This window comes from Flavobacterium litorale (assembly GCF_019613795.1).
GTDB lineage: Bacteria > Bacteroidota > Bacteroidia > Flavobacteriales > Flavobacteriaceae > Flavobacterium > Flavobacterium litorale.
On sequence record NZ_CP080429.1, the window covers coordinates 1,739,431 to 1,752,595 of the forward strand.

The 13,165-nt window shown below is 34.8% G+C and carries 10 protein-coding genes; 5 read left to right on the plus strand and 5 right to left on the minus strand.

The genetic code is table 11. The annotated features are described in order from the left end of the window. Window position 1: 1 nt before the first annotated feature. Genes K1I41_RS07890 through K1I41_RS07900 form a run of 3 tightly spaced genes read right to left on the minus strand, consistent with a single transcriptional unit; the run spans window position 2 to window position 2,652 of the window. Window positions 2-751: a DUF4129 domain-containing protein gene (locus K1I41_RS07890; protein ID WP_220639821.1), complete on the minus strand. Its 750-nt coding sequence runs from the start codon at window positions 749-751 to the stop codon at window positions 2-4. Further along, window positions 744-1,688 carry a hypothetical protein gene (locus K1I41_RS07895; protein WP_220639822.1) on the minus strand — a complete coding sequence of 315 codons (945 nt, stop codon included), beginning with the start codon at window positions 1,686-1,688 and terminating at the stop codon, window positions 744-746. The genes K1I41_RS07890 and K1I41_RS07895 overlap by 8 nt, the downstream gene beginning before the upstream one ends. Then, on the minus strand, window positions 1,672-2,652 hold the full coding sequence (locus K1I41_RS07900; RefSeq protein WP_220639823.1) for a stage II sporulation protein M: 981 nt from the start codon (window positions 2,650-2,652) through the stop codon (window positions 1,672-1,674). The genes K1I41_RS07895 and K1I41_RS07900 overlap by 17 nt, the downstream gene beginning before the upstream one ends. 23 nt (window positions 2,653-2,675) lie before the next feature. Here K1I41_RS07900 and K1I41_RS07905 point away from each other — a divergent pair, with 23 nt between their 5' ends. Then, window positions 2,676-3,419 (plus strand): RDD family protein, encoded by a 744-nt coding sequence (locus K1I41_RS07905; protein WP_220639824.1) that lies wholly within the window; start codon window positions 2,676-2,678, stop codon window positions 3,417-3,419. Next, on the plus strand, window positions 3,419-4,024 hold the full coding sequence (locus K1I41_RS07910) for a trimeric intracellular cation channel family protein (RefSeq protein ID WP_220639825.1): 606 nt from the start codon (window positions 3,419-3,421) through the stop codon (window positions 4,022-4,024). Before K1I41_RS07905 ends, K1I41_RS07910 begins: the two co-directional genes overlap by 1 nt. Here the strand turns inward: K1I41_RS07910 and K1I41_RS07915 are convergent, their stop codons facing one another. Together K1I41_RS07915 and K1I41_RS07920 are read right to left on the minus strand one after the other, a co-directional pair. Continuing rightward, window positions 4,025-5,296 carry a MutS-related protein gene (locus tag K1I41_RS07915; RefSeq protein WP_220639826.1) on the minus strand — a complete coding sequence of 424 codons (1,272 nt, stop codon included), beginning with the start codon at window positions 5,294-5,296 and terminating at the stop codon, window positions 4,025-4,027. 54 nt (window positions 5,297-5,350) lie between these two features. Next, entirely contained in the window at window positions 5,351-9,703 is a 4,353-nt protein-coding gene (locus tag K1I41_RS07920; protein ID WP_220639827.1) for an FIDD domain-containing protein, read from the minus strand. Between the two features lie 173 nt (window positions 9,704-9,876). Between K1I41_RS07920 and K1I41_RS07925 the strand changes: the two genes are divergently transcribed. The 3 genes from K1I41_RS07925 (at window position 9,877) to K1I41_RS07935 (ending at window position 13,159) form a co-directional block, all read left to right on the plus strand. Further along, entirely contained in the window at window positions 9,877-10,845 is a 969-nt protein-coding gene (locus K1I41_RS07925) for a GNAT family N-acetyltransferase (protein WP_220639828.1), read from the plus strand. A gap of 10 nt (window positions 10,846-10,855) precedes the next feature. Then, window positions 10,856-12,142 (plus strand): O-antigen translocase, encoded by a 1,287-nt coding sequence (locus K1I41_RS07930; RefSeq protein WP_220639829.1) that lies wholly within the window; start codon window positions 10,856-10,858, stop codon window positions 12,140-12,142. Between the two features lie 93 nt (window positions 12,143-12,235). Then, entirely contained in the window at window positions 12,236-13,159 is a 924-nt protein-coding gene (locus tag K1I41_RS07935; protein ID WP_220639830.1) for a hypothetical protein, read from the plus strand. Window positions 13,160-13,165 lie beyond the last annotated feature (6 nt).

Here is a 13,165-nt window from a genome sequence, read left to right on the forward strand (position 1 = left end):
TTTATAACGTATTTAAGGTTTCGCGAAACACTTTTCGCACTTTTGTAAAAGCATTTTCGTTGATTGGAAATTCGCCATACCAGCTATAATCGTATACATACGATAAGTACTGGAATTTTTCTCGTAAATCGGTATTTTTTATTTCGTAAGCATATTCAGAGTTTGTTTTATCGTAATGCCATTCGATGATTTCTCTTTCAGATAATCTTTTTAATAGCCATAAATAATAGTAGCGTATGGCGAGCCTATAATCTTCGTTGCCAATTGTGGTTTCTATTAACGACGGGAAGTCCATTTCGTGTATATCTTCGCCATCAATATCTTGCACTATTATTTTCTTTGCAGATTTTCCGAATATCCATCCGCCTCCTTCATTCAATACAGCACGTGCTATCATGTATACTGCAAATAATACAATGGCACCTGCTATAAAATAAGTAAGGAAAGTGCCTATTCCTGAACTTTCCGATTTTTCTCCTGTTTTAAATAAACTATCAAAAAATTCTGCTACAGATTCCCAAAATCGATCCCAATCATTTTTCGCTTTTGTTTTAGGCTCGTACTGGAAAGCATCATCAGTATAATTATTTTTAAAACCTTCTGTAAAAGTATATTCAGTTGTAACCAAAGTACTGTCTTGCGCTACCGTAATTACCTCTTTTTTTTCTGTAGCAATAGTATCTTGTACAGTAGGGGTAGCATAAAGCACTGGCATTGCCAAATGTAGCAGATATATAAGTATTTTATTCAAGGTCATTCCCAATTAAGTCAATATCTGCGTGTAACGAATTGTTTTCATCGGCTTCTCTGGCACTATAATAAATAATACCCTGATTTACCATTATTAGGTTGTTTAGTAAATAGCTTAGTAGTACCGATAATAGCGTACTAATTAATAGCAATTGTCCTAATGTAGAAGCTGTATCTGTGCTACTACCATCGTATTTATTTGAACTCATCATGGTAAAAGCTCCTATTATAATATATACTACAACAGATATAATACTTTGTACTGTATATACTATAACATAAAAGATGGTTGTAACGCCTACATGCGTCCAAAAGTTTGAGAAAACTGCTTTCCAGGCATTTCCCATAGCCTCAAAGTAACTCGAATTGTTATTAAGGTAATCGTAAAAGGCTAATGATATCCAACAGTTTATAAATGCAAACATTATAATTACTATGGGTATGCCTATAAGTATAACAATAAGTAGTGCCGATAGCGTTAATACTATAGTAGCTATAGGTAAAAACGTAAAAAGTGAGAAGAGTAGAAATTTTATAATTTTCCACGTATTGCTTTTAAGCCCTTTTAAAATAGCTTTTGTAGTAGTGTTTTTTTTATTTTCCAGTAATTTTAAATAAACTACAGGAAAAGCATAGCTTATTGCAGTTATTATTACTATTAATAGTGCTATAATACAACCAATGGTAATAAAGTAGGCAAGGTTATCATCAAAATATTTGGTGAGTATATTATTGTTGTCTACGCCTTGTACACCACTTGTAAAAATACTTTCAAAGTATATATCGCCTGCAAGGTAAACCAGTACCAATAACACCAGTAAAATACCTCCTGCTATTTTAATAAAATTGCCAAAATAATCTTTACCCATCATCCTAAAAAACATGAAGGTATCGTTCATAAGGCTATTAAAGTTTCGCTTTTTATAGAGTTGAAACATTGGCTTTGTTTACTTTTTTATTTACTGCAAACGGATAAATTAAAAAATACCACGATATAAGTGCTAGTGTAAATAGTATAATAAAAATATTAAGTGCGCGGGGCATATCGGGCGAGTAGCGTGTAACAAATCCCTCCAGCATGCCTGCTGCAAAGGTAAAAGGCATAGTACTAAGCACTATTTTTATTCCGTTTTTAAACCCCATTTTAAGCGAACTCATTCGGGAGTACGTTTTCGGAAATAGTATTGATGCTCCTAAAACAAAGCCAGCCGAAGCCTCTATCACTATAGCAAAAATTTCCATAGCCCCATGTATCCATATCCCCCTAACACTTTCCCAAAAAACACCTTGTTCGTAAAAAAAGTATTGGAAAGAGCCTAACATAATACAGTTTTGTAGTAATATATAGCCCGTACCAAATCCGCCTAATATGCCATAAGCAAACGACATAATGCCTACTCTGAGGTTGTTTAATGTTATGCCAAAAGCGCTGCCCCAATTACTCCCACTTTTATAAACAGCAACAGGGTTACCATTTTCAATATTCTCCAAAGTCATGTTTACGTAATAGTCGCCCATTACCAATCGTACAAAAGAAGCATCGTTTGCAGCCGAAACCACACCAATACCAACAAATAAAAAGAATAATATAAAAGCATATAATACGTAACGCCTGTTTTGATATACAATAAGCGGCACTTCGGTTTTAAAAAAATAAACCAGCCTGTTAGTCTCCTCGCGTTTGGTTTTATAAATTTTTTGATACGTTACCGATGCTATATGGTTTAGGTAGGTAACCGTCTTGCTTTTAGGGTAGTAGGTTTGTGCATACGAGAGGTCGTTTACCAAATGAATGTAAAGACTTGCTAATTCATCAGGATTTTTTTTAGCTTTACCAAAAATAGCCTGCTCAAATTCGAGCCATTTTTCTTTATTTTGTTTTATAAAAGCAACTTCTCTCATAGTATAAGGCTAAAATATAAAATATGTCAGAACTATCCATAACTACTACACAAAATGTGAATATAAATTTTAATGCTGCATCGGTTGGTGAGCGCATACTGGCATACCTGCTCGATTTTGTGCTCTGGATTGCGTATTACATTATTTTAGTTGCTGTTATTTTTGATGTTACGGGCTTTAACGATTACTTATCGGAACTGGATTATTGGTCTCAAAACGCGGTATATTCCATATTCTTTTTACCTGTTATGTTTTATACTCTTTTGTTGGAAACTTTTATGGAGGGGCAAACCGTTGGCAAAAAGGTAATGAAGATAAAAGTGATAAAAATAGATGGGTACCAAGCGGGGTTTGGCGATTATTTAATTCGATGGATTTTTAGAATTGTTGAGGTTACAGGTGTATTTAGCTTTATTGGGCTTATAACCATGCTAGTGAATAAAAAAACACAACGCTTAGGCGATATAGCCGCTGGTACGGCAGTTATTAGTCTTAAAAATAATATTAATATAAACCATACTATTTTACGCGAACTGAATAATGATTATGTGCCTACCTACTCGTTAGTTATAAAGCTAAGCGATAATGATGTGCGAATTATTAAAGAAACGTATGAAACGAGTTTACGAGCTGCGGATTGGGCTATGATACAAAAATTGCAAGATAAAGTAGAATCGGTTACGGGTATAAAATCAGTATCGGCAAACGCTACTGCTTTTATTGAAACGGTACTGAATGATTATAATTACTATACCCAAAAAATGTAATGTTTTACTTACTCGATCTTTTCGGAACGCTTGCTTTTGCAATATCTGGTGTGCTTACTGCCATGAATAAAAAAATGGATCCGTTTGGCGTTTTTGTTATTGCTTTTGTAACAGCAGTAGGAGGGGGTACATTACGCGATGTTTTAATTGGGCGCACACCTGTAGGTTGGATGCTCGATTTAAACTATGTATATACTATTATTGCCAGTTTTGTAATTGCTGTTCTTTTCCGAAAGAAGTTGGAAAAGCTCCGTAAATCGTTATTTTTATTTGATACTATTGGGCTTGGTGTTTTTACCCTAATAGGTTTAGAAAAAGGGTTGGAAACCAACTTACACCCCACAATTTGTATTGCGTTAGGTACCATGACGGCTTGCTTTGGCGGTGTAATACGCGATATACTTTGTAACGAAATCCCCGTTATTTTTAGAAAAGAAGTATATGCTACTGTTTGTATACTGGGCGGTACGGTATTTTTTGTGTTATTACAGCTAAACGTACCCGAAAGTATAGTGTACTTACTAACACCTGCGGTAATGATTTTTGTACGATTATTGGTAGTATACTATAAATTATCCTTACCCTCTTTAGAGCGAGAGCAGTAATTATTTGTTTAGTAAATATTCATTTAATCCTTCTTTTTCAAATAATATTCTACCTATTTTAATATCCGACCAACCAGGTTTTAGAGTATAAACAAACGTGGGGACATCATTTTTGAGGTCGCATTCCAAATAGTAACAGGATATAGTGTCGTTTGATATTTCTGGATAGGTTACCAACTGATGTAAATGGCTAGAAACAAAAAACATACTATCAGGGAAATTTAGCATTCCCTTTAATGTTGTGCCACTTATTTCTAACGCGTCATCAATATTAGTACCTCTAAAGAGTTCATCAAATACAGCAAAACACTTTTTATTTTTTGCTACAGTTATAACCTTTTTAAGGTTAATAACTTCGGTCATGAAATGACTATAGCCACTCTGTAAATCATCGTTTAGGTTGATGAAAACAGAAATATTACCGTACTTTGGAATTTGAGCAACTCTTGCAGGAATAGCAAAACCAATATTGGCTAGATACACACAAATACCTATAGCTTTTAGCAATGTAGATTTACCTGACATATTAGGGCCTGTGAGTAAGTTTACATTGCTAAAAGCCTTAATAGAATTTTTTACAGGTTTTTTTAATAAAGGATGATAAAATTCTTCTAAATAGAATTTCTCATTAGTTATTTTTGGGAAGGTAAATTTACAAATATTTATGCCTAAACTTATAGAGATATACGCTTCAAGTTCAGTAAATTTTTTTTGGAATAAGGCTATTTCATCTCGCTTTTTTCGTTCTGAAATTATCATTATAAATCGCTTAATATCTTTTATTTTAAAATTACCATCACGTATTAATTCTTCATGATAATCTAATCGTAAGCTATTAAAGAAATTATCAATTGTACGTATATCATCCTTATAACTTTCTGGAAATTCAGCGAGATTAAGTTTTTTTACGTATAGATTATGTAATCTATGATACAAGAATATTACTTGTATACAGTGTGATTTGTAACGATAGTACTTCTTTTTAGATAAAAGGAGTTTTAAAGATAATCTCTTGGGTAAGTATTCTTTATCAGTATACTTTTGCATAAAGTAATTCACTTCTCTAAAATCGATTTTAGAATAGGAGTAATCTTTGAAAACACTGATGTTTGAAAGAAAGCCTTTCAAGATTAGTTGCCTCGAAATAACCTCTTCCTTTGTAATTAAAGGTGTTATAACCATTTCTTTTACCTTAGCCTTTGCGTCTTCATTCCATGTAGAATTAAAGAGTTCAAAAATATCGGTATTAATGTTAAGGTCTTTTACCTGCATAAAAATATTTATAAAAACTAATCGTATTTTAAAAACGGTAAATACAGAAAAAAATTACTTCGTTACGTATACCCAACCTACAATAGGCTCAGGATATTCAGGGTCGTTTAATTCTAATACAAAATAGTAAGTACCTACGGGTACCGTATTATCTTGTGGTCCTACTTTCTCTACATCGGCAATACCATCCCAGTCCTCCGTACTATGGTTACCTGTCCATACTAAACTACCCCAGCGGTTGTATATGCTCATTTTAAAGTTGAGGAATATATTGCGTAACCCTTCTACAAAAAACCGATCGTTGTAGCCATCATTATTGGGTGTAACGTAGTTAAATGTTGTGGGTGGGCATTTTATAGCACGCAGCAAAAACGATGTTGTAGCATAACATTCGCCATTGGCTACCCGAACAAAAATTTCTTGTGGGTTGCTTGTGTTTTTAAAAGCATTAGTATTGCTTATTCGGTTACTGTCTTGGTTAGCATCAGTTGCTGTATGGTAAAAATAAACAACATCATTAGGGTTTGTTTTTAATGTTTCTTCGTATTCAGAAAAATCAAATGTACCAATATCAAAACCTTCGTTACATGCTGTTACTTCTTGGGGCTGTGGTACTTCTGGCGATACGATTAATGAGAAGGTAACAGTTGTGTTGTTATTATCTTCGTTCATTTCCTGTACTATACCTGTGCCATCGCCCATATCATCCACTACAAACGACAAATTAAAAGTCAGGGGGATTTCGTCAGGTATTGTTAACGTAATAATGCTCCCTTCTGTACCGCCTATAGGAATATCGAGTAATGTTTCAGTAAAATCAATAAATTCATCGTTGGCATAAATAGCAACAGGTGTACCCGATGGCAATACATCAAAAGCATCAAAATTATTAATGGTATAGGCTACGTTTATAATTCTGGAGTTACACGATTTTGCAATGTCGCCAATACTTACAGTACCATCTGGAAACAAACAATCTATAGCAATAAGGTTAAATTGCCCTGTGGTAAAACAGCCATTTTCATCTTCTAAGCGTACATATATAGTTTGGTTGTTGCTGGTAGATGGGTATGCCGAAAGGTTTGTAATAGCATCTTCGCCTGTAATTGCATCCTCTTGTGTGGTGTAAAAACGTACGATATCTGTAGAGTTATTTTTTAGGCTTTCCTCATACCCTGAAAAATCGAAAATACCACTATTACTGCCGTTATCGGTTTCGCAAGCGGTTAAATCTTCAGGTTGTTGTAACACAGGCGACACCCAAAGTGTATCGTTAAAAATATCAGTATTATTATCTTCGTTGGTTTCGGTTACAATACCGCTGCCATTACCCGTATCATCTATTGCTAAGGTAATATCAAAGTTTAGTGGTATGTTGTTGGGTATAGTTACATTAATAGTACCCGCTTCGGTACCGTTTATAGCAATATCTGCTGTTGTGGTTGTAGTGGTTAGCAATACACCATTACTATAAATGGCTATGGGTGTGTTGGCAGGGAGTACATCAAAACTATCAGGGTTACCTACAATATAGTCTATTGTAATAGTACGAGAATCGCACGATTTAATCGTGTTTTCTACTGCAATTATACCATCTGGAAACAAGCAATCTTCGGCAATTAAGTTGAATGTGGTGGTAACGTAACAGCCATTCTCATCCTCCAATCGTACGTATATGGTTTGCGGATTATCGCCTGACGAGGTATAGTTATCGGGATTTTCAATATTATCTACGTCATCATCGGCATCTTCTTGCGAGGTATGAAATGTAATGATATCGGTAGCTGCATTTTGCAACAATGTTTCGTATTCCGAGAAGTCGAAAACACCAATATTGGAGTTATTTTCGGTTTCACAAACGGTAATATCTTCGGGTTGTAACGGGAATGTGGGCGATATCCAGAGTGTATCGTTTACAGTAAAACTATTGTTGGTTTCGTCGGTTTCAGTTACTTCACCTGTACCGTCGCCTAAATCATCAATAATTATGGTAATTTCAAAATTTAACCCTGCTGAGTTTGGTATTGAGACATTTATATTGCTGTTTAAACTTCCTCCTATAGGTATTTCTTGTATTGTAGATGTAAATATTACCATTACGCCATTTAAGTAAATACCAATGGGTGTACCTGCGGGTAATACATCAAAACTATTAAAGTTGTTAATAGTATATTGTACGTTTACCGACCTAGAATCGCAGGTTTTAATAATATCGTTTATAACTACAGTTCCATCAGGGAAAAGGCAATCTACGGCTATTAAATCAAAAGTAGTGGTATCAAAACAGCCGTTTTCATCTTCTAAACGTACGTATATGGTTTGCGGATTATCGCCCGATGAGGTATAATTATCAGGTGTATCAATATCGTTTTCCCCGCTATTGGCATCATCTTGATTGGTATGAAAAGTAACTACATCGGTAGCGTTTTGTTGTAATAATGCAATGTAACCTGAAAAATCGAATATACCTATGTTGGTACCGTTATCGGTTTCGCATTCGGTAATATCGTCCAGTTCTTCCGTTATTTCTGGCGATACCCATAAGGTGTCAGTAACGACTTCACTGTTATTATTGGTTTCATCGGTTTCAATTACTTCTCCTGTGCCATCGCCTATATCATCTATGGCAATAGTAATATTAATATCGAGCAATGTACCAGGCACGGTAACGTTTACAGTTCCGTTTTCGGTACCTCCAATGGGTATATCTTGAGTTGTTGCTCCTGTACCTATAAATACTCCGTTATTATAAATAGCTATGGGCGTACCTGCGGGTAAAAAATCGTCGCTATTAAAATTATTTACGGTGTAGGATATGGTTATGACGCGCGAATCGCAGGTTTTCTCGATAGTATTGATAACAATGGTACCATCGGGGTACAAACAATCGTCTGTTACTAATAAAAATGATGTAATACTAACACAGCCTTGTTCGTTTTCGAGGCGTACGAATATTTCTTGTGGATTTTCGGTTGCTTGGAAACTAACTAAATCTGCCGAGGGTATTGCGTTTTCGGGTACATTGGCATTTGCCTCTGAGGTGTAGAATGTGATACTATCAGTATCCTCATTTGGAAGTTCCGCTTCGTAAACCGATATATCGAATACGCCAAAACCTGCACCCGTATCACACTCAATTAAATCGTCAGGCTGCTCTAACGGTGGCGAAACGTATTGTATTTCGTTTAAGATGATGCTGTTATTAGTCTCGTCTGTTTCTGTAACAATGCCACCTGTACCGTCGCCTACATCATCTACTACAACTAGTATTTCGTATTCTATAGGGGTGCCCGCTGGTATGTTTAGTACAAACGTACCGCTTTCGTTTCCACCAATGGGTATTTCGGCTACTGTTGTTGTGCCACCAATATAGTTGCCCTCTATATAAAATGCAATGGGGGTATCTGCTGGGAGTACTTCGGTACTGTTTACGTTAAAAACAGTATAATCTAATACTACAGCACCCGAATTACACTCACGAGCAATATTATCAATACTAATGGTAGCATCGGGTAACTGGCTGTTTAATTTGGTAACAATGGCATTTACCATCACAAAATCCTGTCCCGATTCGAGCGTAATCTCAGCAGTTTCATCACCAATGGCTATATTATCTTGTATATCGTAAATATCAAGATCCATATTGTACATATCAGTGGCGCCTGTTACAGTATTTGTACCATTAAAGGCATTATTTACAGGGTTTAGGTCGTTACTAAGCGGGTTACCATTAATGCTCAATGTTTCGTTAACTGCTAATGAGGCATCCCCTTCCCAAGCCAAAAAACCTATTTTAGCTCCCTCGTTATCTATTACATTAAGGCTAGGTAGGCTAATATTTATAAATGATGGTACATACTGCATACCATCGTATAGGTTAATTTGGTTTAGTGGTAAATCGGGATTAAAGTAAAAAACAATAATTGCCCACCCTCCAAAATTGGTTTTTATATTACAGTACAAAGGGTCGGCTACTTCTGCCGTAAGATCGAGTTCCGAAACGGTATACGTACCGTTACCTGTAGTTTGTACTTGCGTAGTAACATCTGCAAAGGCACTAAAATAATCACGGGTTAACCCATCAGTGTTTAAAGCACTTAACGGAAAATCGCGCGATGCTGTAACAGGGTTTCCATTCAATTCAATATCAAAATCGCCAGTACCCGAGCCTGCCCAATATAAATAGGCTGCAACAACTTGGTCGTTAGCACCCAAGTTTAAATCTGCCGAAGAAGAAGTGAAAATGGTACATGTAGGTTCGGGGTTGTTTTCTGCAGGATTAAGCGTATTACCCACAAACGTAAAATCGTACCTTCCGTTAAACTGTTCGTAAAGTGCTATATCTTGTGCATATCCTAAATAAGCTACAAAAAGCAGCAAAAGCAGATAGGGTAGTTTTTTTTTCACGGCAATTGGCTTTTTTTCTTTAAAATTAGCAAATATTTAATAAAACCAAATTTTTAAGTAAAACAATATAGGTTTAATGTGTACGTTTATAGGTTACGTTGCTTAAAACGGCTAAATATTTTTATATTTTTACCAAAAACTAGAAACATCTCTTTTCGTTTACACCAAACTTAATGTACAGCATAGCGCAATACACTACTTCTCACTATAGTTTATGGAATGATTTTATAGCCCAGACTAAAAATGGAACTTTTCTTTTCCATAGGGATTATATGGAGTACCATAGCGACCGATTTGAGGATTTCTCGTTACTATTATTTAATAATGAAAAGCTTGTTGCTGTTTTTCCTGCCAATAGGGAAGGGGGCGTAGTGCATTCCCATAAAGGACTTACTTACGGAGGGTTGTTGTATGGTAACAAAACAAAACTAGCTGATGTTATTGTATTATATAGGATTTTACTAGAATATCTTGCCAATAATACTATTACTACGTTGCATGTAAAACCCGTGCCCGCTATTTATCACAAATTTCCAGCACAGGAGCAAGAGTATGTTTTGTTTTTGCTTAATGCTACGTTATCGCGTAGGGATGGGCTGTCAGTAATAGATAGAAATAACTTATTACCCGTTACTAAGTCCCGAAAAGAAGCTATTAGGCGCGGTGTTAAAAATGGACTTAGTATAGCAGAGGAGCCGAACTTTAAATTGTTTTGGGAGGAAATTCTTATCCCTAATTTACAACATAGGCATAAAGTAAAACCTGTACATAGTTTGGAAGAAATAATATATTTACATAACAAGTTTCCTGATAGAATACGCCACTTTAATGTATATGATAACGATAGAATTGTGGCAGGCACAACTGTGTACCTTACAGATACCGTAGCACACCCACAATACATATCAGGAGAAGAAGATCGTAATGCACTTGGTAGTCTTGATTATTTGTATAATCACATTATTGATTTATTTGCTGACAAAAGATATTTTGATTTTGGACCCTCTACAGAAGAGCAAGGACTAAAACTCAATCATGGACTAGTATTCTGGAAAGAAAGTTTTGGAGCCAGAACTATAATACAGGACTTTTACGAGATAGATACTGCTAATTTTGGGTTACTAGATACCGTTTTAATTTAAAAGCTTATACTTGAAATTTCTGAAGCAGATAACAGATAATCCTATTTTTAAAGTGTCTTCACTTAATACCATTAGTGTATTGATAAAGATTGCTGGAGGATTATTAGCATCAAAAATAATTGCTATTTTTTTAGGACCGGCAGGTTTGGCGTTGGTAGGAAATTTTAGGAATTTTGTACGACAAGCCGAAGTATTTGGTACACTTGGTTTTGAGAATGGAATTATAAAATATATTGCCGAAAATGAAAACGACGATCCCAAAAAACAGCGTGTAATAACAACCGTTTTTTACAGTGTACTTGCTGCAATTATAGTACTTAGTATTATATTAGTCATTTTTGCTGATACATTAAATACTCTTTTTTTTGGTGATGAGCATACATACGATTGGATTTTTAGGATAATGATTTTAGCATTACCATGGTATATCGGTAATCTAGTTTTTGTAGGTATCCTTAATGGGTTAACACGCTATAAAGAAGTTATAAAAATTAATATTTGGGGTAATGTAACAGGAGTATTATTATCTGCAATATTAATCTGGCAATTAAATGTGCCAGGGGCATTACTGGGGTTAGTAATTTCACCCTCTCTTATGTTTTTAGCTTCTTTTTATTTTCTTAAAAAACAATTAGGAAGTTTTTCATTTTTGCATATTAAAAAGTTTGACAGTTCAATATTAAAAGGGCTATTGTCCTATAGTTTAATGAGTTTGGTAACTACAGCTATAGGACCATTGGTTGCTATTTCGATACGTACACATATTATTGATGACCATAGTGCTAATGAGGCTGGTTTTTGGGAAGCTATGAGTCGAATTTCGTTTTTTTATCTCATGTTTGTCTCAACATTACTAACGGTTTATTTTTTTCCAAAACTTTCGGCTGCAAAAACAAATAAAGAAACAAACAATGTATTTTGGAGCTATTATAAAACAATAGTTCCTATTTTTGGTTTAGGATTACTAACTATATTTTTACTTCGTAACTTCATAGTTCGTTTATTGTTTAATGATGATTTTCTGCCAATGACTGATTTATTTTTATGGCAGTTAATAGGTGATTTTTTAAAAGTAATAGCATTAATATTGGGTTACGAGTTTTTTGCTAAAAAAATGACTAAAGCTTTTATTATTACAGAAATAACATCGTACGTTATTCTATATTTTTCTAGTCACTACTTTATAAGATTATTCGGTGCAGAAGGCGCAGTTATGGGGCACGCCATTACATACATGCTTTATTTATTTGTATTGGGTTTTTATTTTAGGAAAAAGCTCTTTATATCGAATAAATAGGGTTTTTAACCTAAAGTTTACTGTCGTTCTTTGAGGTAGTTGCCCTTTTTTATTAAGTTTACCCTACACGTTCACTAATTTAAAATATTAAACATGAAAATTTTTTTTATTGCGGCAATGTTTGCTGCTGGTAGCGGTATAATAACTGCTCAAACCATTTACACTTCAAATGGGGTGCTAACGTCTAATCGTAATGTTAGTTTATCCGGAAGAAATTTAGATTTTCAGTCAACATTTGGTCATTTATTTATAAATGGAACTACAGGCTACATAGGCGTAAATAACACTACACCTACTGAGACTTTAGATGTTATTGGCAATTTAAAAGCAAATATTAGCATTTTTCAGGGTAATTTCCCCAGTGCATCTCAGTATGAGACATTCGCATCTTCAGATGAAATGAACAATAAATCCAGAGTTATTGCTGGTGGGGCTCTGTTAAACCCCACAACAGGGGCTAGAACTTTTGGTTTTTACGATTATCCAAAATCTAACCTATTACCTAACGGTGCTGTTTTTATGACTGTTCAAGACAGAAACTACAGGTCTAGATACAGGTTTTGGGCAGATAATGCTGGTGGCTCCTATATGAATTTGTATGATAGTACCCAACAAGTAAACTTTGGAGTAACCGACGATGGTAGTAGTAACATAACAGTAGTAATGCCTAAAGTTAATACGTATATGTGTATAGGCACAACTTCTTATACTGACGGTACTGATAATTATAGTTTATCTGTAAATGGTAATGTTAGAGCTAACAGGGTAAAAGTTTATACTACCTGGGCAGATTATGTTTTTGAAGAAGATTATGCTTTACCAACACTAGAACAGGTGGAGCAACATATTGAAGAAAAAGGGCATCTTATTGACATTCCGTCTGCTAAAGAAGTTGAAGAAAATGGTATTGAGCTTGGTGAAATGAATAAACTACTTTTGCAAAAAATAGAAGAGTTAACATTATATACTATTGAGCTAAACAAACAAGTTCAGGAGTTAAAAGCAGAAATCAATTAAGAATAA